This is a genomic window from Polyangium spumosum, assembly GCF_009649845.1.
In the GTDB taxonomy this organism is placed as follows: domain Bacteria; phylum Myxococcota_A; class Polyangia; order Polyangiales; family Polyangiaceae; genus Polyangium; species Polyangium spumosum.
Window position 1 is genome coordinate 83,661 of record NZ_WJIE01000023.1, and the last position, 21,830, is coordinate 105,490.

At 71.0% G+C, this 21,830-nt stretch carries 25 protein-coding genes; 12 read left to right on the forward strand and 13 right to left on the reverse strand.

Annotation, left to right across the window (positions count from 1 at the left end):
- Positions 1-4 precede the first annotated feature (4 nt).
- Positions 5-1,369 carry a M20/M25/M40 family metallo-hydrolase gene (locus tag GF068_RS39845; RefSeq protein WP_153824778.1) on the reverse strand — a complete coding sequence of 455 codons (1,365 nt, stop codon included), beginning with the start codon at positions 1,367-1,369 and terminating at the stop codon, positions 5-7.
- 76 nt (positions 1,370-1,445) lie between these two features.
- Here GF068_RS39845 and GF068_RS39850 point away from each other — a divergent pair, with 76 nt between their 5' ends.
- From GF068_RS39850 to GF068_RS39875, 6 genes are read left to right on the forward strand one after another with little or no spacing between them, the layout of a single operon-like run.
- A complete protein-coding gene (locus GF068_RS39850; RefSeq protein WP_153824779.1) occupies positions 1,446-2,048 on the forward strand; it encodes a hypothetical protein in 603 nt (200 codons plus the stop codon).
- Positions 2,049-2,067: 19 nt separating this feature from the next.
- Positions 2,068-2,274 carry a hypothetical protein gene (locus GF068_RS39855; protein ID WP_153824780.1) on the forward strand — a complete coding sequence of 69 codons (207 nt, stop codon included), beginning with the start codon at positions 2,068-2,070 and terminating at the stop codon, positions 2,272-2,274.
- The gene (locus GF068_RS39860; protein WP_153824781.1) at positions 2,271-2,789 is read left to right on the forward strand and encodes a 4-vinyl reductase; all 519 of its coding nucleotides are present in this window, start codon (positions 2,271-2,273) and stop codon (positions 2,787-2,789) included. Before GF068_RS39855 ends, GF068_RS39860 begins: the two co-directional genes overlap by 4 nt.
- Positions 2,789-3,442: a V4R domain-containing protein gene (locus GF068_RS39865; protein ID WP_153824782.1), complete on the forward strand. Its 654-nt coding sequence runs from the start codon at positions 2,789-2,791 to the stop codon at positions 3,440-3,442. Before GF068_RS39860 ends, GF068_RS39865 begins: the two co-directional genes overlap by 1 nt.
- Complete coding sequence (locus GF068_RS39870; RefSeq protein WP_153824783.1) at positions 3,439-3,801, forward strand: hypothetical protein; 363 nt, start codon at positions 3,439-3,441, stop codon at positions 3,799-3,801. Before GF068_RS39865 ends, GF068_RS39870 begins: the two co-directional genes overlap by 4 nt.
- 40 nt (positions 3,802-3,841) lie before the next feature.
- Complete coding sequence (locus GF068_RS39875; RefSeq protein ID WP_153824784.1) at positions 3,842-4,735, forward strand: STAS domain-containing protein; 894 nt, start codon at positions 3,842-3,844, stop codon at positions 4,733-4,735.
- A gap of 3 nt (positions 4,736-4,738) precedes the next feature.
- Here GF068_RS39875 and GF068_RS39880 read toward each other — a convergent pair whose 3' ends face one another.
- Genes GF068_RS39880 through fabZ form a run of 7 tightly spaced genes read right to left on the reverse strand, consistent with a single transcriptional unit; the run spans position 4,739 to position 11,407 of the window.
- Complete coding sequence (locus tag GF068_RS39880; protein ID WP_170319960.1) at positions 4,739-5,404, reverse strand: nitroreductase family protein; 666 nt, start codon at positions 5,402-5,404, stop codon at positions 4,739-4,741.
- Positions 5,401-6,156, reverse strand: a complete 756-nt coding sequence (locus tag GF068_RS39885) for an SDR family NAD(P)-dependent oxidoreductase (RefSeq protein ID WP_153824786.1) — start codon at positions 6,154-6,156, stop codon at positions 5,401-5,403. The genes GF068_RS39880 and GF068_RS39885 overlap by 4 nt, the downstream gene beginning before the upstream one ends.
- Positions 6,153-7,361 (reverse strand): beta-ketoacyl synthase N-terminal-like domain-containing protein, encoded by a 1,209-nt coding sequence (locus GF068_RS39890; RefSeq protein WP_153824787.1) that lies wholly within the window; start codon positions 7,359-7,361, stop codon positions 6,153-6,155. Before GF068_RS39890 ends, GF068_RS39885 begins: the two co-directional genes overlap by 4 nt.
- Complete coding sequence (locus GF068_RS39895; protein WP_153824788.1) at positions 7,361-8,635, reverse strand: beta-ketoacyl-[acyl-carrier-protein] synthase family protein; 1,275 nt, start codon at positions 8,633-8,635, stop codon at positions 7,361-7,363. The genes GF068_RS39890 and GF068_RS39895 overlap by 1 nt, the downstream gene beginning before the upstream one ends.
- Positions 8,635-9,750, reverse strand: a complete 1,116-nt coding sequence (locus tag GF068_RS39900; RefSeq protein ID WP_153824789.1) for a beta-ketoacyl synthase N-terminal-like domain-containing protein — start codon at positions 9,748-9,750, stop codon at positions 8,635-8,637. Before GF068_RS39900 ends, GF068_RS39895 begins: the two co-directional genes overlap by 1 nt.
- Positions 9,741-10,943: a beta-ketoacyl-[acyl-carrier-protein] synthase family protein gene (locus tag GF068_RS39905; protein WP_153824790.1), complete on the reverse strand. Its 1,203-nt coding sequence runs from the start codon at positions 10,941-10,943 to the stop codon at positions 9,741-9,743. Before GF068_RS39905 ends, GF068_RS39900 begins: the two co-directional genes overlap by 10 nt.
- The gene (gene fabZ, locus GF068_RS39910; protein ID WP_206079655.1) at positions 10,940-11,407 is read right to left on the reverse strand and encodes a 3-hydroxyacyl-ACP dehydratase FabZ; all 468 of its coding nucleotides are present in this window, start codon (positions 11,405-11,407) and stop codon (positions 10,940-10,942) included. Before fabZ ends, GF068_RS39905 begins: the two co-directional genes overlap by 4 nt.
- A gap of 77 nt (positions 11,408-11,484) precedes the next feature.
- Here fabZ and GF068_RS39915 point away from each other — a divergent pair, with 77 nt between their 5' ends.
- The 4 genes from GF068_RS39915 to GF068_RS39930 are packed head-to-tail and all read left to right on the forward strand — an operon-like array spanning position 11,485 to position 15,579.
- Positions 11,485-13,206 carry a radical SAM protein gene (locus GF068_RS39915; RefSeq protein ID WP_153824792.1) on the forward strand — a complete coding sequence of 574 codons (1,722 nt, stop codon included), beginning with the start codon at positions 11,485-11,487 and terminating at the stop codon, positions 13,204-13,206.
- Positions 13,203-13,946 carry an SDR family NAD(P)-dependent oxidoreductase gene (locus GF068_RS43965; RefSeq protein WP_170319961.1) on the forward strand — a complete coding sequence of 248 codons (744 nt, stop codon included), beginning with the start codon at positions 13,203-13,205 and terminating at the stop codon, positions 13,944-13,946. Before GF068_RS39915 ends, GF068_RS43965 begins: the two co-directional genes overlap by 4 nt.
- Positions 13,946-14,485, forward strand: a complete 540-nt coding sequence (locus GF068_RS39925; RefSeq protein WP_153824793.1) for a hypothetical protein — start codon at positions 13,946-13,948, stop codon at positions 14,483-14,485. The genes GF068_RS43965 and GF068_RS39925 overlap by 1 nt, the downstream gene beginning before the upstream one ends.
- Before the next feature lie 47 nt (positions 14,486-14,532).
- Entirely contained in the window at positions 14,533-15,579 is a 1,047-nt protein-coding gene (locus tag GF068_RS39930) for an arginase family protein (protein WP_153824794.1), read from the forward strand.
- On the opposite strand, the gene GF068_RS39935 is transcribed toward GF068_RS39930, so the two are convergent.
- The 4 genes from GF068_RS39935 to GF068_RS39950 are packed head-to-tail and all read right to left on the reverse strand — an operon-like array spanning position 15,580 to position 18,181.
- The gene (locus GF068_RS39935) at positions 15,580-16,329 is read right to left on the reverse strand and encodes a hypothetical protein (protein ID WP_153824795.1); all 750 of its coding nucleotides are present in this window, start codon (positions 16,327-16,329) and stop codon (positions 15,580-15,582) included. It abuts the gene before it with no gap.
- Between the two features lie 33 nt (positions 16,330-16,362).
- Entirely contained in the window at positions 16,363-17,538 is a 1,176-nt protein-coding gene (locus tag GF068_RS39940) for an iron-containing alcohol dehydrogenase (protein WP_153824796.1), read from the reverse strand.
- Positions 17,539-17,557: 19 nt separating this feature from the next.
- Positions 17,558-17,860, reverse strand: a complete 303-nt coding sequence (locus tag GF068_RS39945) for an antibiotic biosynthesis monooxygenase (RefSeq protein ID WP_153824797.1) — start codon at positions 17,858-17,860, stop codon at positions 17,558-17,560.
- Positions 17,861-17,872: 12 nt separating this feature from the next.
- Complete coding sequence (locus GF068_RS39950) at positions 17,873-18,181, reverse strand: hypothetical protein (protein WP_153824798.1); 309 nt, start codon at positions 18,179-18,181, stop codon at positions 17,873-17,875.
- 307 nt (positions 18,182-18,488) lie between these two features.
- On the opposite strand from GF068_RS39950, the gene GF068_RS46700 reads away from it, so the two are divergent.
- Positions 18,489-19,859: a serine/threonine-protein kinase gene (locus tag GF068_RS46700; RefSeq protein WP_153824799.1), complete on the forward strand. Its 1,371-nt coding sequence runs from the start codon at positions 18,489-18,491 to the stop codon at positions 19,857-19,859.
- A 296-nt stretch (positions 19,860-20,155) separates the two neighbouring features.
- Here the strand turns inward: GF068_RS46700 and GF068_RS46705 are convergent, their stop codons facing one another.
- Complete coding sequence (locus tag GF068_RS46705) at positions 20,156-20,845, reverse strand: hypothetical protein (RefSeq protein ID WP_153824800.1); 690 nt, start codon at positions 20,843-20,845, stop codon at positions 20,156-20,158.
- 136 nt (positions 20,846-20,981) lie between these two features.
- Here GF068_RS46705 and GF068_RS39965 point away from each other — a divergent pair, with 136 nt between their 5' ends.
- Positions 20,982-21,752, forward strand: a complete 771-nt coding sequence (locus GF068_RS39965) for a hypothetical protein (protein ID WP_153824801.1) — start codon at positions 20,982-20,984, stop codon at positions 21,750-21,752.
- Positions 21,753-21,830 lie beyond the last annotated feature (78 nt).

Genomic DNA, 21,830 nt, shown 5'->3' on the forward strand with positions numbered 1-21,830 from the left:
GCAGCTAGGAACAAAACTTCTGCACGACGTCGAACAGGAGCTCCGTCCCCCATTTCAACCCGTCGACCGGGATGCGCTCGTCGTGGCCGTGGAAGAGGTCGGCGAAGCGGAGCCCCTTCGGCATCTTCACGGGGGAAAACCCGTACCATTTCGCGCCGAGCTGCGTGAAGTACTTCGCGTCCGTGAACCCCGGGATCATGTAGGGCACGACCGTGGCCCCGGGCTCGCGGGCCACGATGGACGCGCGGATCACGTCGAAGAGCGGCGAATCGACGGGGTCGGTCGTGGTGGGCGGCGCGCTCTTCACGATCTCCAGCGAGACCTCGGGCCCGAGCACCGCGCCGAGCTCGCGGAGGAAATCGGCCTCGGTCTGCCCAGGCAGCGTGCGCCCGTCGATCTCGGCCTCGGCGAAGCCGGGGATCACGTTGACCTTGCTCCCCGCGCGTAGGACCGTCGGCGACGCCGTGTTCGAGAGCATCGCCGCGAAGGAGCGCGCGATCGAGCGATCGGGCAGGGCGCGAAGGACGTGCGGCGCGATCGCGGGGTGCAGGAGCCGGCGCAGGAGCGCGCGCAGCGGCGCAGGCTGGTTCGACGCGAGGCCGTCCACGAAATCGCGGACGTACGGCGTCACGTGCACCGGCAGCGGCCGCTCGCCGAGCCGCGCGATGGCGTCGGCGAGCTTGATGACGGCCGAGTCCTCGCGAGGCATCGAGCCGTGGCCGGGCTCGCCGCGCACGCGCGCGCGCACCCAGCAGAGGCCCTTCTCCGCGACCTGGATCGGGTAAAACGCAGCCTTGCCGAGGTGCACGGTGTAGCCGCCGCTCTCGCCGATCGCGTACTCGGCGCGCACGAGATCGGGGTGGTTCTCCACGAGGAACCGCGAGCCGTGGTCGCAGCCCGCCTCCTCGTCCGCGACCGCCGCGAAGATCACGTCGCGCGAGAGGCGCGCCTTCTCTCGGGCGAGGCGCGTCAGGATCGCGACCGACATCGCGGCCATGTTCTTCATGTCGATCGCGCCGCGCCCCCAGAGGCAGCCGTCCGCGACGACGCCCGAGAACGGCGGCTGTTTCCACATCGAGGACTCGGCCTCGACGACGTCGAGGTGCGCGGTGAGCAGGAGCGGAGGTTTCTCGCCCGTGCCGCGCAGGCGCGTGACGACGTTCGCGCGCTCGGGCGCGCTCTCGAGCGTCACGGGCTCGAGCCCCGCCGCGGCGAGCTCGCCGGCCACGACCTCCGCCGCGGCCCGCTCGCGGCCGGGCGGGTTCGTGGTGTCGATGCGGAGGAGCGTCTGGCAGAGTCGGAACGCGTGCTCGCCGAGCTCACGATCGGGCGTTTTCGCGGAGGGTCCCTGGGCGGAGACGGACGTCATGGCGCGCGCATCCTATCAACCGCGCCGCGCGAGAGGGTAGGTCTTTTCCTGCGGGCGCCTTGCGGAGGCCCGGCGCGTGCGCGTATCCTCGAGCGGCACGGGGCGCGAGGTCATGCACGGCAAGAAATGGCGCATCAGCACGCTCTCGGAGGTCGTCTGGATCGTGCCGCGCTTCGGCGTGGGCGCGGTGCCCGAGGGCGCGTCGCCGGTCGCGCGGGGGCTCGCGGTGTGGCTCGTGGATAGCTGGCTCCCGGACGAGACCCGCTCCCGCAGCCTCGTCGCCGACATCGCGGCGCACCTCGCGGGCCCGCTCGGGGCGCCGGAGGGCTCGTTCGGCGCGCGGCGGGCGCGCATCCGCCGGGCGCTCGAGGGCGGCGAGCTCTGTGCGTTCAAGATGGAGATGCAGTTCGTCCTCGCGGCGGGCGGCAAAAAAGAGGAGCCGAAGGGCGAGCGCGTGGCGCCGCGCGAGGAGAAGACGTGGTTCGGCATCGAGCTCGTGGACGACGACGATCCGCCGAAGCCCGTGCCGTTCAAGCGTTATCGCGTCGAGCTCCCGGACGGCGCGACGCGCGAGGGCATGCTCGACGAGAATGGCCGGGCGCGGATCACGGGGCTCGATCCGGGCAACTGCGCGGTCGCGTTCCCCGATTTTCACGGCGAGGATTGGCGCCGGCTCTAGCCGGAACGGAGGCAATGGCGTGGGCAAAGAGCTCGTGGAAGTCGTGGAGTTCGTCCGCGCCCGCGCCCGCGGGAACGCCGTCGTGGAGCTGGCGCGGCTGAACTTGCTCGTCGGGCGCGCGTTGTCGCGCAACGCCGGGTCGATCCCGGACGAACCGGAGCTCGTCGCGCGCGCCTGGTCGTGCGCGCGGGAGATCCTCGAGCACGAGAGGAGGGGAAAACGATGAGCTTTCACCAGGCCCCGAAGGCGGACCTCGAGCGCGGCGTCTCCACGCTGGGCGGGCGGCGGCTCGTGTTTCACTGCCACCATTACAACGTTTTTCTGCAGCGCACGATCGAGGACGCGCTGCAGGAGCGGGCGCCGGGGCTGCTCGTGGCGGCGGGGATGGAGGCGGCCCGGGCGATGTTGCAGGGGCTCGAGGCCGAGGCGGCGAGCGCCTCCCCCGCGGAGGCCTTGCGGCGGGCGGCGGACACGTTCGCGGCGCAGGGCTTCGGCCGGCTCGACGTGGGCCTGCTCGGCGCGGGCGGGGGAGAGGTGACGGTCGCCCCTTCGCATTATGCGGTCGGCTGGGTCTCGCGCTGGGGCAAGAGGCCGACGCCGGCCTGCTTCTTCGTCGCGGGTTTCCTCGGCGGCGTGGTCGCGGCCGCCTACCGGCTCGCGCCCGAGCGAATCACGAGCCGCGAGTGCACCTGCGTCGCCGCGGGCGACGAGCGTTGCTCCTTCCGCGTGGAGGTGTGGTGATGGCCATCGACGAGCGCGTGATCGTCGAGGCCGTCTCGGGGATGAGCCTCGCCGGCAACGAGGAGGGCCTCATCCCGGCGTTCGGCCTGTACCTGACGAACCATTACGCCGATTTTTACAATCGCATCTCGTTCGGCGTCCTCGGCGCGCTCGTCCGGGAGAACCCGGAGCTCACGGAGGACGCGATCGCGCTCCTCACGGAGGCCGCGCATGTCTGCGCCTTCCACACGTTCGGCGGCATCATGGTGTCGGTCGAGTGGGACGCGCTCGTCCAGCCCATGATCGACAGCCGCGAGGACTGGGTGCGCGGCATGGTGGCGGTGGTGAACGCGCTCGGCTGGGGCCGCTTCCGCGTCGCCGAGCTCGTGCCCGGGGAGCGGCTCGTCGCCACCGTCTCCGATAGCTACGAGGCGAGCGGCTACCTCGAATCGTATCCGCGGGCCGATGGGCCGCGGTGCTTTCTGGCGAACGGGGGTATGGCGGGGCTCATGAACCTCGTGTATCAGGGCGACATCACGCGGAGGCCCTCGCTCACGGAGGAATTGTATCGCGAGGTCTTCGGCCATCCGCGCTCGTTCCGGTCGCGCGAACGCCTCTGCGCGGCGAAGGGGGATTCGCACTGCGAGTTCATCGTGGAGCGAATGCAGGGATGACGGCGGGGGCCGGAGAGGACCGGCGGAGCTTCGCTTCGTACGGAGAAATCCTCGACGTGATCGACGTGGGCCGCGTGCGGATCACCCGTCGTTACGGCTGCATCCGGCGGGATCAGTTCGAGATCGCGACAAAGGAGCCGTTTCCTCCCGCTTTTCGCGATTGGCTCGTGTCTCGCGGCGAGGTGCGGGAGCGGCCCGCGCTCTACGTGCTGGAGGTCCCGGGCGCCTTTCAGCTCACGGTCGCGCCGCGCGCGGGGCGCGCGATTCTGATGCCGCGCCTTGCAACGGACCTCACGTGGCAAGCGCAGGCCGCGCGCGAGATCGCCGAGGTGCTCGACGGAATGCCGCTCTCCGCTTGAATGCCTGGCGGTCGCTTCGCAAGCGGGGTAGAAGGCCGTCGTGGACGCTCTCGAAATGCAGTCGAGGATCGCGGCGCTCGAGGCGCGGCTCGCCGAGGAGAGGCAGGCGCGCGAGGCGCTCGCCGAGGAGCTCGATCTGCTCCGCGCGGTGATCGACGAGATGCCCGTGGGGGTGATGGTCGAGGACGGGTCGGGCCGCACGAGAATGTACAACGCGCAGATGCGCGCCATCGCGGGCGAGCCGGGGGCGCGGCCCATATTCGTCTCGGATGGCGTCTCGCCGGCGCCGCCGGAGCGGGATCCGACGCGGAGGGCCCTCGCGGGCGAGGTCGTCGACAACCTCGAGAGCCTGCTCGGCGCGACCGCCGAGGGCGGCGAGGGCACGTGGATCTCCCAGTCTTCGCGCCCGCTCCGCGGGGCGGACGGCGCGGTGCGCGCGGCGGTGACCGTGACCCGCGACGTCTCCGAGCACAAGGACATCCTGCGCGAGCTCGACGAGGCGATCGTGGCGAGCGACGACGAGAAGCGCGCGCTCATCGACCGGCTGGAGGCCGGGATCGACGCGCTCTCGACGCCGATCATCGAAGTCTGGGACGACGTGCTCGCGTTGCCCGTCATCGGCGCGGTGGACGACCGGCGCGGCGCGGAGATCACCTCGCGGCTGCTCGACGCGGTCGTATCGCGGGGCTCGCGTCACGTGATCATCGACTGGACCGGCGTCGATACGATGGACACGAACAGCGCGCGCCATTTGCTGGATCTCGTCCGCGCCGTCGAGCTCGTGGGCGCCGAGTGTATCCTCACCGGGATCCGGCCCGCCGTCGCCGTCTCTTTGCTCCACCTCGACGTTCGATTCGAGCACCTCCGCCTGCTCCGCAGCGTGAAATACGGGCTCCGGCATTGCTTCGCCCGGCTCGGTCGGAGGGCCGGGTAGCCGTCACTCCTCGACCCATTGCACGACACGATCGATCGGCTTTCGCCCGGGCGGCGGCGCCTCGCCGGCGGGATACCCGATCGCCACGGCGCCGACCATCCGGTACGGCTCCCGGATGCCGAGCAGCGCCTCGATCTCGGGCTTCGCGATCATCGGGCCCGCCATCCAGCAGGCGCCGAGGCCCTCGGCGTGGGCCTGGAGGAGCATCGCCATCACGGCCGCGCTCGTCGAGCAGAGCTCGGCCTGCATGCTCCGGGCCGTGTGATAGAGCGAAGGATCCCCGCCGCCCGAGGTGATGAGGTCGGCGATGAGGTCGGGGTAATCGCGCCATTGCGGCACCACGATGGCCGCCGCGCTCTCCAGCGGCTCGTGGAAGAAGTCGCCATAACTGGCGAAATCCTCGGCGTGGTGGCCGCGGTGGATGATCGCCTCGATCTCCTCGGCCCGCGCCCGCACGGCCGCGGCGATTCGTTTGCGTTTGTCCTCGGCCGTCACGACCGTGAAGCGCCAGGGCTGCCGATTCGTGTTCGAGGGCGCCGTGATCGCGGCCTGCACGAGCCGTTCGAGGACCTCCTTCGGCACGGGTTCGTCCTCGAACACGCGGCGCGACCGCCGCGTCTCGAGCCAGGCCAGCATCCCCAGGCCCTTCACGCCTCCAGGGCCGCTCATTCCAGCTTGAATCCGCCGTCCACGTTCCATATCTGTCCCGTCACGTAGCTCGCCTCGTCCGAGGCGAGGAAGGCGACCACGGCCGCGATCTCCTCGGGGTGGCCGACACGCTTGAGCAGGATCCGCCTCTGGAGCTCTTCGGGCGCGAGGGCCCGGAGCTCGGCCGTCATGTCGGTCTCGACGAGGCCCGGCGCCACCGCGTTGACCCGCACGCCACGCGGCGCGAGCTCGACGGCGAGGGCGCGGGTGAACGACTCGACGGCGCCCTTCGACGCGGCATAAAGCGATTGCCCGCGGCCCGGCCTTTGCGCGGCCACGCTCGAGACGTTCACGATCGCGCCGCGCCGCCGCGAAATGAAGCGCCGCGCGGCCTCGCGACAGCAATGGACGACGCCCGCGGCGTTGGTCTCGAAGACGTGATCGTAATCCTCGTCCGTGCTCGCGCCGAGGAGGCCGTCCCGCGTGACGCCGGCATTGCAGACGAGCACGTCGAGCGGCCCGAGCGCCGCCTCGGCCTGCTCGAAAAGAGACGCGACCTCCGCGGGGCGAGAGACGTCGGCGCGGAGAGCGACGGCCCGCGCCCCGAGCGCCTCCACGGCGGCGACGGTCATCCGAGCGGCGTCCTCGTCGCTGCGGTAATCGACGGCGACGGCATATCCACGCCGCCCGAGCGCCTCCGCGATGGCGCGGCCGATCCCACGCGAGGCGCCCGTGACGAGGGCGACGCGGGATCGCTCCTTGGTTTCGCTCATGGAACCTCCACGCGCACGGCGCCGGCGAGGCCGGGCATGCCGGCGGAGAGGGCGAGGGCCGAGCGGGCGCGTGTCGCCTCCGCGCGGACGAGCGGGCGCAGCGGGCCTTCGGAGGGTCGATCGAGGCCCGCGATGGGCGGCAAGACGCCGGCGCGGAGGGCCTCGGCGAGCAGGATGGCCTGCACCACCGCGGTCGCGCCGCCGAGCTGGCCCGTGGCGGACGAGAGGGCGAGCAGCGTGGCCGAGGGGCCGAGGACGTCGGCGAGCGCCACGCGTTCGGCCGCGTCACGCGCGGGCGAGGCGAGGGCGGCGCCGTCGACGATGGTCTCGCCCGCGGCGAGATCGGCGGCGAGGGCGGCGAGGGCGCGCGAGGAAGGAAAATCCACGGCCCCGTCCGCCGTGGCCGCGGCCGAGACGAACGAGATCGCTCGATCTCCGGCATCTGCGGGCCGCTCGAGCACGACCGCCGCGGCCGCCTCGCCGGGCACGATCCCGGCCGCGTGTTCGTCGTACGGGGCCACGAGGGAGGCGGGCGAGGGGGCGTTCGTCGCGGCGCCGGACGTGCCGAGCGAGAGGATCGTCTCCGGCTCGACGAGCGAGTCGTACGCGAAGACGAGCGCCGCGTCGACGCTGCCCACGGCGAGGGCGACGCTCGCGGCCCGGAGCGCCTGCGCCCCTGCATTCGAGCCCGCCGCGGTCGTGCCGTCCCCTCTCGCGCCCGCGTCGATCGAGAGCAAGGCGTGCGCGTTGTTCGACAGGTGGAAGAGCATCCAGAAGGGGTGCAGCGAGGAAAAACCCCGCGACCAAGCGTTCGTCGCGTGAGGGTCGCCCGCCTGCCGTTCGAGCACGGGCAAGAGGTCGTCCCAGTGCGCGCGCAGGCCGCCATAACCGCAAAAAATGCCGAGCCGCGCTCCTCTCGCCGGAGCGCCCGCGCGGGCGAGGGCCTCGGCGCCGACCTCCATGCCGAGGAGGCCCATCCGCTTGACGAACTTGCGGTGCTTCGTCGGCCGCGGCGCGGCGGGGATCGTGGCGGCGAGGCGGCAGGTGTAGGTGCTCGCGTCGAAATGGGCGTTCGGGGCGGCGGCGCGCTCGCCTTTGCAGAGCCTCCGGAGGACGGCGGCGGCGTCGTCCCCGAGCGGGGTGCGCAGAGAAAAACCCGTGACGGCCATCCGGCCCGGGTGGGTCGGCGGGGTCATCTGCGTCATCAAGGCCTCCCGAGGAGCACGCTCACGTTTTGCCCGCCAAACCCGAACGAGTTCGAGAGCACGTGGTCCACGCGTCTCTCCAGGGGGGAAGGGCCGATGACGTGGACCGGGCACTCCGGGTCCGGCTCCTCGAAATGGGCCGTCCCGGGGAGGAGATCCCGCGTGAACGCGAGCAGGCACGCGGCGAGCTCGATCGCGCCGGCCGCGGCCATGAGGTGGCCGACGGCGCCCTTGATGCTGCTCGTCGGCACGTCGCCGAGGAGCGCGCGGATGGCCTTCGCCTCGGCGGGATCATTGAGCGGCGTCCCGGTGCCGTGGGCATTGACGTACCCGACGTCGGCAGGGGTGAGGTTGGCACGACGAACGGCGCGCTCCATGGCCGCGAGCGCGCGCGCGCCGTCGGGCCGCGGCGCGGTGGCGCGGTAGGCGTCCTGCGTGGTCGCGTAGCCCGCGATGAGGGCGAGGACCTCGGCGCCACGCGCGCGCGCTCGGGACGCCTCCTCGACCACGAACATCGCCGCGCCCTCGCCGACGACGAGCCCGTCGCGCCGCCTGTCGAAGGGCCGGCACGCCGAGCTCTCGGCGCGGGGCGAGGGGGCGCCGAGGCGCGACATGCCGCCGATGCCGAGGGGATTGACCATCGAGTCGGCCGCGCCGCAAAGGACGACGTCGGCCGCGCCCCGCTCGACGAGCGAGGCCGCGTGCGCGACGGCCATGCCGCCCGCCGCGCAGGCCGAGACGTGCACGGCGACGCGGCCCGAGAGGCCGAGCACGTTGCGGATCTTCTCGGCCGTGAGGTCGACACGCGACCGAAACCGTACGCCGTCCGCGCCCGCATGTTCTCCCGCGCCCACGCGGATCACGTCGCCTTCGAGTTCGCCCGCGAGGTCTTCGAGGAACGCCTGTTCGAGCCCGAGCCCGATCGAGAGCGCGCCCTTGCGTTCGGCCGTTCCACACCGCGCGCTCCGCCACGCCTCGGCCGCCGCGACGAGGCCGAAGCTCACCTTGCGATCACGCAACAGGCCCGATTCCTCCCACGCATCGGCCTCGCCGACGTGCAGGAGGAGGCCGCGGTGTTTTTCCAGGAACGCGGCGCTCGTCTTCTCGATCGGGACCTCGCCGGCGACACGGGTGGGGAAGGTGCGCGCGTCGAAGTTCTTGATCGGCCCGATCGCGCTCCGGCCCGCGGCGAGCCCGCTCGCGAGCGCGTCATACCCGACGCCGAACGCGCTGACCGCGCCGACGCCCGTGATCACCGCGCGCCGCCCGCTCATTACGCACCTCCCTCACCGATGGGGGCTGCGCTCGGGCGAGTCGAGCTACGCCCCCAAGCCCCCCGTCCAAGAACCACGGCCCCGAGATCCCCGTCCGGGCCCGCCGAGAGCACGAGCGCGCGCTCCTTGTCGGCCGCCGCGAGCAGATCGAGCGCGAGCACCCACGCGAGCGCCGGCGTCGCCGCGAGGGCCTCCCCGAGGAAACGCGTCGCGTCCACCGAGAGGGGAACCTCCAGCATCTCGGGCAGATCCTGGAGCGCCTCGCGCGCGGGCGCGCCCCAGGGCGCGAGCACGACGACGTCACACGAGAGATCGTCGAGCGCGTCGAGCGCCGCGGGCACGGCCGCGTCGCGGAGCACGCCTGTGCGAGGCACGAGCGCGCCGCGGGGACGGTCGACCGGAAACACCCGCACCGCTTCGACGAAAGCGAGCGGCGCGTCGGAAGCGGCTGCGATCGCGAGCGCCGCCGCGCCCTCGGCGGGCACGAGGCCTTGCCGCGAGAACCCTTCCCGCTCGAGCTCGGCCAGCGTCACCGGATGCAACGCCGTGTCCGCGCCGCCGACGAGCACGCGCTCGCAGTCCCCTGCGAGGATCGCGGCGCACGCCTCTTCGAGCGCCGTCACCGTGCCCGTGCCGCGCGAGAAAAACGCGGCATTTGGCCCGGCGAGGCCTTCGAGGATGGCCCCGTGGCAGAGCGTGAAGTTGTTCATGATCTGGAACGCGAAGAGGGGATTACACGCGTCGAGCCCCTCTTCGCCGCAACGCGCGAGGGAGAAGCGCTCGCCCTCCAGGCTCGCCGCGACGAGCCGCGCGACCTCGTCCATCTCCGCGCCCGACGCGCCGACGCCGAAGAAGGCGCCGATCTCGGCGCGCTGCTCCGACCACTTCGCCTCCACGAGCGCCCCGCGCATCACGAGCGCGGAGAACCACGCGGCGCGCGACATGAGCTTCTTCTGTCGGATGTCCTCGGGCCTCGACGGCGAAGGCGCGGGCACCTCGCGCGGCGGCGGGTGGTTGCCTTCGAGCACGCGCTGGCCGAGCCCGCGGCTCGAGAGGCCCGCCGCCGTCAGCGTGGAGACGGCGACGACGGGTAGACCTCTTCCGTCTAGGCGCATCGGCTCACCACGAGGCTCGTGTTCGCTCCGCCGAACGCGAAGGCGTTGACGAGCGCCGCCTCCACGGGTCTTCGTTTCGCCGCCCCCACGACATGCGGCAAGGTGCACGCCGGGTCCGGCGTGGCGAGGCCCGCGGTCGGCAGGCACAGGCCCTCCTCGACGGCCGCGAGCGCGCACAAAAATCCGATCGCCCCCGCGCCTGCGATCCAGTGTCCGACCGCTCCTTTGACCGCGCCGACGTGCACGTCCGCGAGCGCGTCGCCGAGCACCCGCCGGATCGCCGCGGCTTCGACGGCGTCGTTGAGCTCGGTGCTCGTGCCGTGCGCTTGCACGTACCCGATCGTCGGGTGTCCCGCGTCCTCGAGCGCGCCTCGTATGGCCCGCTCCGCCCCGTCGCCCGTCGGCTCCGGCGCCGTCAGGTGAAACGCGTCGAGCGTACGCGCCGCTCCTCGGACCTCCGCGCGCGCCGGGCCCGGCTCCGCCGCGAGCACCACGAACGCCGCGCCTTCGCCCACGACGAACCCGTCACGCCGCAGATCGAACGGGCACGACACGCCGCGCGCCGAGAGCGCGCCGAGCAGCCCGAACCCTGCGAGCATGAACGGATCGACGTCCGCGCCCACGCCACCCGCGAGCGCGACGTCGCAGAGCCCGAGCCGGATCGACTGCGTCGCCGAGACGATCGCGGCCGCGCCCGAGGCGCAGGCGAGCGAGATCGTCTCGACGGGCCCCGCCGCGGAAAAACGCGCCGCGAGCGCCGAGGCCACCGCGGCGGGCGAGACCGCGGCCGCGTGCACGGCCGTCGCGAGGCCACGCGCCTCCTCGCCGAAGCGCGCGTGATCGAAGCGCGCCCCGCCGCCCGCCGCGCGGGAGAGCGCGAAGATCGTCGCGTACGTGGCCCTGCCGCTCTCGGCCCCGACGAACACGCCGATCCGCGAGGGCGCGGCCTTGATCTTCGCTTCGGCCCACGCCTCGTCCGCGGCGCGCCGCGCGAGCGCGAGGCGCCGATCGCTGGCCTCTTCGAGCGCGAACGGGACGGTCGCCGCCACCTGCGAGGGATATCCTTGGACGTCAAACGAAGTGACGGGCGCGACGGCCGATCGCCCTTCGGCGAGCGCGTCCCTCGAGGCGGGCCACGTCTCGCCGAGCGGCGTGATCGCGCCTCTTCCGCGCACGTAGACGCGCCGCCTCAAGGCTCCTCCGCCGCTCCGGTCAGCCACACGTCGAGCACCTCGCGCCGCCGCGCGAGCACCTTCGGGTTCGTCACGCGCGTGAACGCGAAGCCGAGCTCGGCCGTCGCCACGACCTCGCCGTCGACCTGCGCCTTGCCTCTCACCTGCCCGCCTTCTTCTCGCGCGAGGATCACCTCCGCTTCGAGCTCGAGTTTGTCCCCGGGCCGTACGATGCGCCGGAAGCGGGCCCGATCGATCATCGTGAGCAGCGCGTGGACGTCCTCCTGCCCCTCGGCGCGCCGGCTCGCCTCGAGCAGCACGCCGCCGAGCTGCGCGAGCGCCTCGATCACGAGCGCGCCGGGCATCACGGGGTGACCCGGGAAGTGATCCGCGAACGTGTCGTCGGAGAGCGAGACACACTTGACACCGGTCGCGAGGCGCGGCGGCTCGAGCCGCGTGATCCGATCGAGGAGCAGGTAACGCACGCGCGCCGAGAATAGCAGTACGAATTGACGGCCGACGTGCGGAGAGAGGAAGATACGTGCTCGCGAGGGGAGCCTCCATGGATTGCGTTAGCTGTATCACGCCGACCCGACAGGACCGGCCGCACACGTTTTTTCACCACGAGCGCGCGGCGTGTCCGACGTGCCGCGAGACGCACGAGGGTCGGGTGGTGCTGCGCGGCGACAGCCCCGTACGGCTCCTCCTTTGCCCGACGTGCGGGCCTTCCGAGGAGATCCTGCCCGGCACGTCGAGCGCGTACGTCGAGCGTTTCCTCGCGCGTGGCGAGGTGCCCGAGGGCTTCGAAGGAGAAATCGAGTTCAAGGAGACGACCTCCACCTGCCCGGGTTGCCTCACGCTCCTGCCCGCGAAGGTCGTGATCCGCGAGGGCCGCGTGTATTTCAAGAAAAACTGCGCGGCGTGTGGGCCCTCCGAGGCGCTCGTGTCGGAGGACGCGAAATATTACGTGCGGGCTTATGCGTTCGCGCGCGCCGGCACCGAGCCCTTGAAGTTCGCCACGAAGGTCGAGCACGGCTGCCCCACGGATTGTGGGACCTGCGAGGATCACGAGCAGCACACCTGCCTGCCGATCATCGAGGTCACAGACCACTGCAACCTCGAGTGCCCGATCTGCATCGTCGACAACCAGTACTCGAACCACATCGATCTCGACACGTTCACGCGGATGATCGACACCCTCGTCGCGAACGAGGGCCAGTGCGAGTCCGTGGCGCTCTCCGGCGGCGAACCCACGAGCCACCCCCGGATCCTCGACCTCGTGCGTATCGCGAGCCGCCCCGAGATCGGGCGCGTCGTGGTCATCACGAACGGCATCCGGCTCGGCAAGGACCGGGCGTTTGCCCAGGCCCTCAAGGAGAGCGGCGCCTACGTGGGGCTGCAGCTCGACGGCTTCTCCGCCGAGACCCACGAGAAGATCCGCGGCCGTGACCTCGTGAAGGAGAAGGAGGCCGCGCTCGTGATGCTGCGCGAGCTCCAGATCCCCACGCAGATCATCTTCGTCGCGACGCGCGGGGTGAACGACGATCAGATCGGAAAGGTCGTCGAGCTCTTCCTCTCGGAGGACCATTTCCTCTCGCTGAACTTCCAGCCCGCGGCGTACACGGGCCACGGCGGCGGCCTGTTCGACCACGATCCGATGGATCGGCTCACCATCCCGGGCGTCGTGCGGCGCGTGGCCGAGCAGACGGGCGGCAAGCTCGAGGTCGACGATTTTTTCCCGCTGCCCTGCTCGCACCCACAATGCGTGTCGCTCACGTATCTGCTCCGCCTCGAGGACGGCACGTTCCTGCCGTTCTCGCGGTTCGTCGATTTCACGAAGCACGGCTCGCTCCTCCGCTCGAGCGCGACCTTGCCCGCGACGCCGGAGATGGAGCAGACGCTGCAGGACGTGCTTTACGACGTCTACGCGCGGCAGGACGAGATCGAGCGGGGGCCCGAGATCCTCGCGGCGCTCAAGCGCACGCTGAAGGTGATGTTCCCGGACCGGCCGATGACGCAAAAAGAGAGCCTGCTCGTCGGGGAGCAGCAGGCGAAATCGATCTTCTTGCACCATTACATGGACCGGCACGACTTCGACCTCGAGCGCCTGCGCAAATGCTGCCACCACTACCCGCAGACGGACGGGCGGATCATGCCGGCGTGTGGGTTCAACATGTTCCACCGCGGCGCGGCGAAGGGCCCCGGCACGCAGACGCCGAGCTGGGGCAAGAAGCCCTGGGTCAAGGAAAACGGGACGACGCGCCTCTCGATCGTGAATACATGACGAAACTCTGCGAAGGGCACGTCGCCCTGGTGACGGGCGGATCCAAGGGCCTCGGGCGGGCGATCGCGGTGACGCTCGCCCGGGAGGGGGCGCACGTCGGGTTCAACTGGACGAAATCGGAGGGCGAGGCGAAGGAGACGCTCGCCGCGATCGAGGCGCACGGGGTGCGAGGGTTTTCCTTCCGGACGAGCGTGCTCGACAAGCAGGGGCTCGCCGCGGCCGTGAAGGAAATGGAGAATGTGGTGGGGACCGTGGACGTGCTCGTGAACAACGCGGGCGTCTCCGACGTGGTGCCGGTCGCCTTGATGGACGAGGAGGACTGGGATCGCGTGATGGATACGAACGTGAAAGGCACGTTCCTCGCCACGCAGGCCGTCCTGCGGGGCATGGTGAAGCTGCGGCGCGGGCGTATCCTCAACATCGGATCGCTCGCCGGGGTGAAGATGATGCAGGCGCCGGTGCATTACAGCACGGCGAAGGCGGCCATCAAGGGTTTTACCGAGTCGCTCGCCAAGGAGATCGGGCGGTACGGGATCACCGTGAACAACCTCGCGCCCGGGGTGCTCGAGGGCGGGGTCAGCGTGAACCTGCCCAAAGGTCGGCTCGACGAGTATCTGCGGCACACGGCGCTCGGCAGGCTCGGCACGTTCCAGGAGGTCGCCGAGATGGCGGCGTTCCTCGTGTCGGATCGCGCGTCGTACGTGAATGGGGCGACCATTCTGGTGGATGGGGCGGTCTGATGAAGAAGAAGCGCAAAGAGCCCGAACTCGTCATCCCGCTGCGGAAGCCGTACACGCCGCTCGTCCTCGCCATCCTGTTCTTCGGCGCGTGCGCCGCGTTCATGTTCCACCGCGCGAGCGTGAACGATCGCGGCCTCGTGCTGAACGGGCTCATTCACTTCGAGCCCGGCGGCGCCGACGTCTTTTATGCGGTGATGGGCCTGCTCTCCTTCGGTTTTGTCGTCATGGGCGGGCTCGGCATCTACAATTTCTCGCGGATCGAGCCGTTTCAGCTCGTCGTCGGCGACAGGCGCGTCCTCATGCCTTCGGGCCGCCCGACGGGGATCCGGATGGTCGAGCTGCGGGTCGACGACATCGAGTCGGTCGCGCTTTTCCCGCACGGAGCCGAGGCGAAGGCGGTCGTCGTCCGCACCTTCGACGGTCGAATGCATTCGATCGCGGCGAGCTGGTTACCCCCTGCGTTCCCGGCGGTCGAGGTATCCAAAGAGATCGCGGCGCGGCTCCGGGTGCGCCAGGGTGACGCGGTCGAGCTCGACTGACGAGAGCGACTCCTCGGACGCGCGCGTTCGTGCTAGAGGCTGCCCTCATGACCGCCTCGTTCGACCCCAACGCGCCCGCGGCTGCGGACTCCGGCATGTATGGCCTGCCCTTCACCGAGGAAGAGGCCGCCGTCGTGCTCGTGCCCGTCCCCTGGGAAGTGACGACCTCGTACGGCGGTGGTACGTCCGGCGGCCCCGCGGCGATCCTCGAGGCGAGCCGGCAGGTCGACCTCTACGACCTCGACGTGGAGAAACCGTACGCGGCCGGCATTTTCATGCAGGACGTGTCCGAAGAGATCGCCCGGTGGAACGAGGAGGGGCGGGCGCTCGCGCAGAAGATCATCGAGGTGGCCGGCGTCGTCGAGACGGACGAGCTCCGCGCGGCGCTTTCGCGGGTGAACGAGCTCGGCGGTATGCTCAACGCGCGCGTCGAGGCCGAGACGGAGCGGCTCTCCGCGATGGGGAAGATCGTCGGAATCGTGGGCGGCGACCACGCCGTGCCCCTCGGCGCGATCGAGGCGCTCGCCCGGCGGCGCCCGGGGCTCGGCGTCCTGCATTTCGACGCGCATTCGGACACGCGCCGCGCCTACGAGGGGTTTACCTTTTCGCACGCATCGATCATGTACAACGTGCTCACGCGCGCGCCGGGCGTCGGCAAGCTCGTGCAGGTCGGCATCCGCGACGTGTGCGAGGAGGAAATGGAGTACGTGGCGACGCAGGGCGATCGGGCGCGGGTGTTCTTCGATCGTGACCTCGCGCGGCGCAAGTTCACGGGCGAGCCCTTTGCCGAGATCACGCGCGGGATCGTGGACGCCTTGCCGCGTGAGGTCTGGGTCTCCTTCGATATCGACGGCCTCGATCCGCGCTTCTGCCCGCACACGGGCACGCCCGTGCCCGGCGGGCTCGATTTTCACGAGGCGGTGTACGTGATCGGGGAGGTCGTGCGGTCCGGCCGCACGATTGTCGGCTTCGACCTCAACGAGGTCGCGCCGGGGCCGGACGGCGACGAGTGGGACGCGAACGTGGGGGCGCGCCTGCTTTACAAGCTGATCGGCTTTGCCCTGGCGAGCCAGGGCAAGGCCACGCTTCGCTGATCAGGGCAGCTTCGACGGCTTGGGCACGGTCGTGCCGGTGCGGACGGCCTCGACGACGAGGTCGTTCAGCGCTTTATCGGCCTTCTCGCATTTCGCGGAGACCGCGCCCATCGTCGCGCCCTTGCACTCCTTCTTGCGCTCGATGGCGGTCGCCGCGAGTTTTTCGTGTTGCTTGAGCGCCTCCTGCGTCGCGTCCTCGAGGATGCGCCACGGGATGATGGCGTGTTTCGGCTTCGGCGGGGCCTGGAAGCGGACCTCCTCGGTCGACAACGTCGCGCACGTGCCGTCCCAGCGCAGGACGTCGACGCTGCCCGTCGCGCCGCTCACCTGCATGCCGCCCGTATCTGCCTTCATCTGGCCGAGCACGAGCAGCTCCTCGTCGAACGTGAGCTTCTCCTCGGCGCTCGGGCCGCCGAGCCCGTTGAACGGCGCGATCTCCTTCACGGCGACGTAGGCGCGGCGCCACGGCGAGCCCTTCTGGAAGAAATAAAGCGCGAGCTCGGGATACACGCCGTTGCAGAGGCGCTTGACGAAGCCCTTCGGCATGACACACGCGGCCGCGTCACCCGCGCAGGCCTCGGGGAGGCCCTTGACGTCCTCCTCGGCCTTGGGCGCCGCCGCGGTCTCGGTCTTGCTCTCGGCGGCGTCGGTGGACGCCGCGGCCTCGGGCTTCGGCTCCTCGGCTTGGGGGGCGCTCCCGCCGCAACCCACGGCGGCGAGCAGGATCAGGGCAGCCATCGAATGTCGCATGGCCGAACCGTACCAAAGAGTGCCGGCCGCCGTCTAGCCGTCGAGCGTCCGCCGCAAGATCCCCTCGAGCTCGTCGTCCGTCAATTCGATCGGATTCGAGCGCATGCTGCCCGCGCGTGAGCCCGCGATGATGGAGGCGAGGTCGGCCTCGCCGACCCCGTAGCCGCGGAGCGGCGGCACGCCGAGTTTGTCCCGTAAAGCACGAAACGCGTCGGCCGCGCGCTCGGGGCTGCGATCGGGCGCGTCTCGCGGCAGGAGCAGGTCGGCGACCTCGTGGGCGCGGGCGAGGGCCGGGTGCGCGGGCGCGCGGGCGCGCAGGGCGGCGACGTTCGTGGCGAAGGTGGCCGGCAAGAGGCAACCACAGCCGGCGCCGTGTGGGACGCCGCAGAAGCCGCCGAGCGGCGCGACGAGGCCATGCACGGCGCCAAGCCCCGCATTGGCAAGCGCAATGCCGCCCCAGAGCGCCGCGAGCGCCATGGCCTCGTGCGATTCGTCCGTCGCCCGATCCTCGGCGAGCGCGCCGAGCGCGCGATAAGCGAGCGTGATGCCGGGGACGACGAGCACGTCGGTCATCGGCTGCGCGCCCTTCGAAAGGTACGCCTCGACGAGGTGCGTGAGCGCGTCGAGTCCGGAGGAGGCGGCGACGCTTCTTGGCGCCGTCGCGATGAGCGCGGGGTCGACGATCGCGACGCGCGGGACCATGAGGTCGCTGCGGATGCTGCGCTTGACGCGGAGCTCGGGGACGCGCAATACGCTGTTTTTCGTGACCTCGGAGCCGCTGCCCGCCGTCGTGGGCACGGCGACGAGCGGCAAGGGCGCTCGCGTGATCGATTTGCCGGCGCCGACGGCCTCGACGTAATCGATCGCCGCTCCCTCGTTCGTGGCGAGCGCGGCCGCCGCCTTTGCCGCGTCGATCACGCTGCCGCCGCCGATCGCGAGCACGACGTCGCAGCCGCCCTCGCGGGCCACGCGCGCGCCCTCGTCCGCGACCACGAGGTCTGGCTCGCCATCGACACGATATCGCGAAAGCGCCACGCCCTGCGCCCGGAGCCCGTCCTCGATCTGGGCGAGTTTCCCCGAGCGTTCGAGCGAAAACCTGCCGGAGACGAGCAAGCAACGCCGCCCGAGCCGCGCCACGGCCGCGGGGGCCTCGGCGAGGCTGCCTGCGCCGAAGTGGATCTCGGGCGTCGTGCGGAACGAAAACTTCACGGGAACACGCGGCGGCGCGTCAGGCCCAGGGCTCGGGGAACAAGGAGGCGTATTTCTCACCGACACGAGGGACGGCCATCATCGGCGCGACGCGCTCCTTCCAGCGGAGGTAATGCGGCGTCTGCTGGTGGGCCTTGAAATCGGCCTCGGTGTGGTACACCTCGTACAGGAAAAACCGGGTGAGATCGTCCGCGGCGCGCAGGACGTCGAAGCGGACGTTGCCCGGTTCGGTACGCGTGCCCCGGGCATTGTCGAGCGTGGCTTCGGCGAAGGCGTCGACCTGATCGGCGAGCACGGAAACCTTGACGCAAACGACGTACATGACGAGCTCCGTTCAAAGCTTCGGGGCGACGAGCAGCGGCATGAGGCCGTCGAGCTCCGCGGGGGAGAGCAGCGGGCGCAGGGCCTTGATGAGCTTCTCGGCGATGACGGGATCATCCACGCTCGACGAGTCGAAGCTGCGGAGGTTGACGCCCGTCACGAGGATCAAGCGCGAGATGAAGAACGAGCCGTGTTTCTGGTCGAGCAACCGGACGGCCTGGTAGATGCCGCCCTTCGTGTGCCTGACCCCCGACCGCGGCTGCCCCGACGCCGGTGTGCTCGAAGGCCCGCTGCTCGGCGCGGGCCCGGACGAAGGCGGCATGCGACTCGAAGGCACGCTCGCCGGCGGGAGCCTCTCGCCCCGCACCGAGATGGGCACCGCGTCGAACCCCCGCGCGATCACGCCCGAGAAAGAGGTGGACGTCGGCGGCTGACTCTCAGGCCCGGTGCGCGGATCGTCGACGCCCGGATCGCTCCGACGAGGGCCACGATCCGGGGGTCTTTGTGGGTTGCTCACGTGTGCAATTTTCCGACAACCCGGGGCCAATGTCCATGAGGAAGCGCGCGCGGAGGTGGGGTGAGGGGGGGCACGTCCTTGACTTGCCGCCCGAGTCGGATGAGATGGCGCCATGAGCCACGTGCCGGTGAGGCCAGGCGATGTGCTCGCGCGGAAGTACCGCGTGGAGCGGGTGCTCGGCGCGGGGGCGATGGGCGTGGTCGTGGCGGCGCGGCACGTGGAGCTCGGGCAGCTCGTCGCGGTGAAGGCGCTGCTCACGGGCCGCGCGGTGATCCCGGAGCAACACGAGCGGTTCTTGCGCGAGGCGCGCGCGGCGGTGCGGCTCAAGAGCCATCACGTGGCGCGGGTGCTCGACGTGGGCGCGGACGAGAAGGACGCGCCGTACATCGTGATGGAGTACCTGGAAGGGCAGGACCTCGCGGCTGTGCTGAAGGCGCGGCGGATCCTGCCGTTCGAGGAGGCGGTCGCGTACGTGCTGCAGGCGTGCGAGGCCGTGGGCGAGGCGCACGCGGCGGGGATCGTGCACCGGGATCTGAAGCCGGCGAACCTGTTCCTGACGCACGACGTGAGCGGCGCGCCGTGCGTGAAGGTGCTGGATTTCGGGATCTCGAAGGTCGCGTCGGCGGACGTGGCGCTGACACACGAGTCGCAGATGCTCGGCTCGCCGCTCTACATGTCGCCGGAGCAGATGACGGCGCCGAAGAGCGTGGACGCGCGGAGTGATGTCTGGGCGCTGGGGGTGATCCTGTATCAGCTCGTCGCGGGCAGGACGCCGTTTCACGCGGAGACGGTGCACGCGGTGAGCGCGCTCGTCGTGGCGCGTGAGCCGACGCCGCTCGGGCACCACCGGCCCGACGCGCCGCCGGGGTTCGAGGCGGTGATCCGGCGTTGCCTGGTGAAGGATCGCGAGGGGCGGTTTCGTGACGTCGCGGAGCTCGCGGCGGCGCTCGCGCCGTACGCGCCGGCGGAGGCGCGGCCGTACGTGGAGCGTGTCGCGCGGGTGGTGGGGGCGCGTGGATCGAGGGGGAGCTCATCGGCGGGGATGGTCGCGGCGGCGGCGACGGCGGCGCCTTCGATGCCGGTCGGGGCGTCTCCGTCGGCGCCGGTGGTGGCGAGCGCGGCGCGCAAGGCGCCGGTGCCTCTGGGCGTGCTCATCGCGTCGGGGGTCGCGGCGGCGGTGGTGGCGGGGCTGCTCGTGGTGTTCGTGCTGATGAAGAGGGAGCCGGTCGCGGCATCGGCGGCGGTGGTGGAGACGGAGGCGGCGGCGGTCGTGGTCGCGGATGCGGGAGCGGGGGCGGATGCGGGGGCGGATGCGGATGCGGGGGCGGGGGCGGATGTGGGGGCGGCGCTTCCGGTCGTGCCCACGGTGTCGCCCGTGCCTGAGGTGGCTCCGGCGAAGGTGGTCCCTGTGGTGAAGCCGCCCGCGCCGGGGAAGGCGCCTGCGAAGCCGGCGAAGCGGACCGAGGATCTCTACGCGCCGTGAGCGTTTCCATCCCTTGTGGCGTCTCGCGGGATGGCGCGGGAGGCGTCGCAGGCGCCTGCGAGCGACGCCGCGTTCGCGCGGGAGCGTCGGCGGGCGACGGCGACCTGCGCTGGGCCGTCGCGGCGCGTGTCACAGGCCGCTTGCGTGAGGTGGTGGGATGGCGCGGAGCGTGTCGCAAGCGGCTGTGACGGCTTCTGCGCCATCACGGCGACGTGTTCTGCCGCTCGTGGACGCCTTCGCGTCATCGCGGCGGTGTCTTCCGACGCTCGCGGCGTTCTCCGCGCCGCGGGCGGGCTTCAGGGCGTGGTTTCGGCCTCGGCCGGCGCTGCCGCGGGGCTCGATTTGCGCGCCTTGCGCCAGGGGAGCGTGAAGAGGGCTGTTTTTTCGCGGTCCTTGAGGAGGGACTGGATGGCGCCGAGCTGGGCTTCGCGCGACTGCGAGAGCTCGGACTTGTAGAGCGTCAGCGCCACCTTCCCGCTCTGGAGCGCGAGGCGGGCCAGGTCTTCCTTTTTGTCGGCGTCGTGGAACTCGCCGAGCTCGATCTCGAGCTTTTTGAGGAAAGCGAGGCGCAAGGGGTGCTCTTCGGGGAGCGACTTGAGGTTGGAGATGGCGGCGCCGGCCCGTTCGGTGAAGGCCGCGGCGGTGGTGCGGCGGAGGGCGGAGGGCGCGTCGGGCAGGAGGGTGAGGACCTCCTTGGGGTTTTTCACGGCCATGGTGCGGCGGAGCTCGGTATACACGTCGAGCACGTCGAGCTTCTCGGCGTCCTCGATGGCGCGGGCGCGAATCTGCTGGTCCTCGGCTTTTTGCAGTTCGTTCCGGCGAGAATCGATCTGCGCGACGACGGCATTGGCGTCCGCGCCGATGGCTGCGAGGCCTGGATAACGCTTTTCGAGCGCGCCGCAGATGGCGTCGCGGTGGATGAAGTCCGCGCGAAAGGCCTCGAGCTGCACCTCGTCGGTGTACGTCTGGTAGGTATGGTTCGCCATGGTGGTGGGGGGGCCTCCGTGGGTGGGAGCGGTGAGCGGGGGAGGGTATTGTGGTGCGGGTTTTGCTGTCAAGCGTACGCGGGGTACGCACGTGTTTTGCTGACGAGTGGAGCGGGCGTTGGTAACGTGAGTGGTGATGGGCTCGATGTTGCGGTGGATCGGGGTTGCGTTCGTTGTGGGGTTGTGCAGCGGGCGCGCGTATGCGGGGCCGGCGGAGGACCGAGCGGCGGCGGACGTGCTGTTCAGGGAGGCGCGGGCGCTGGCGAAGGAGGGTCGTCACGGGGAGGCGTGCCCGAAGTTCGCAGCGAGCCAGGCGCTCGACCCGAGGCCGGGGAGGTTGCTGGCGCTGGGAGATTGTTACGAGAAGGCAGGGCAGACGGCGAGCGGATGGGCGACGTTCCGGGAGGCGGAGGCGGCCGCGGGGGCAGTGGGGGACGATGCGCGGAGGGAGGAAGCGGCGAGGAGGGCGGGAGAGCTCGAGCCGAGGTTGTCGAAGCTGGTGATCGAGGTGGGGGCAGGCGCGCGGGTGGGGGGGCTCGTGGTGAAGCGGAACGGGGAGGTGGTGGAGGCAGAGGCGTGGGGGAAGGCGGTGCCGGTGGATCCAGGGCCGCAGGTGATCGAGGCGGGGGCGCCAGGGAGGAAGGGGTGGGCAGGGAAGATGGTGGTGGAAGGGGAGGGGGCGACGGTGAGGGTGGAGGTGCCGGGGTTGGAGGTGGTGAGGGTGGAGCGGGCGGTGCCGGCGCAGAAGGTGGAGGGCGGAGGGAAGAGTGGGGCGGTGGTTGCGGTGGGCGGGGGGCTTGCGCTGGTGGGGGTTGGGGTGGGGGTGGGGTTTTTGGTGGCGGCGAGTGGTGCGGACAAGTGTGCAACCGGAATCTTGGGTGACACTTCAGACCGGCAGCCTGGGTGACACTTCCTCGCTCCTCGAGGCATCGACCCACCACCTTGGGTAGCGCGGACCGGCGGCGCAGGGACGTGGACCGGCAGC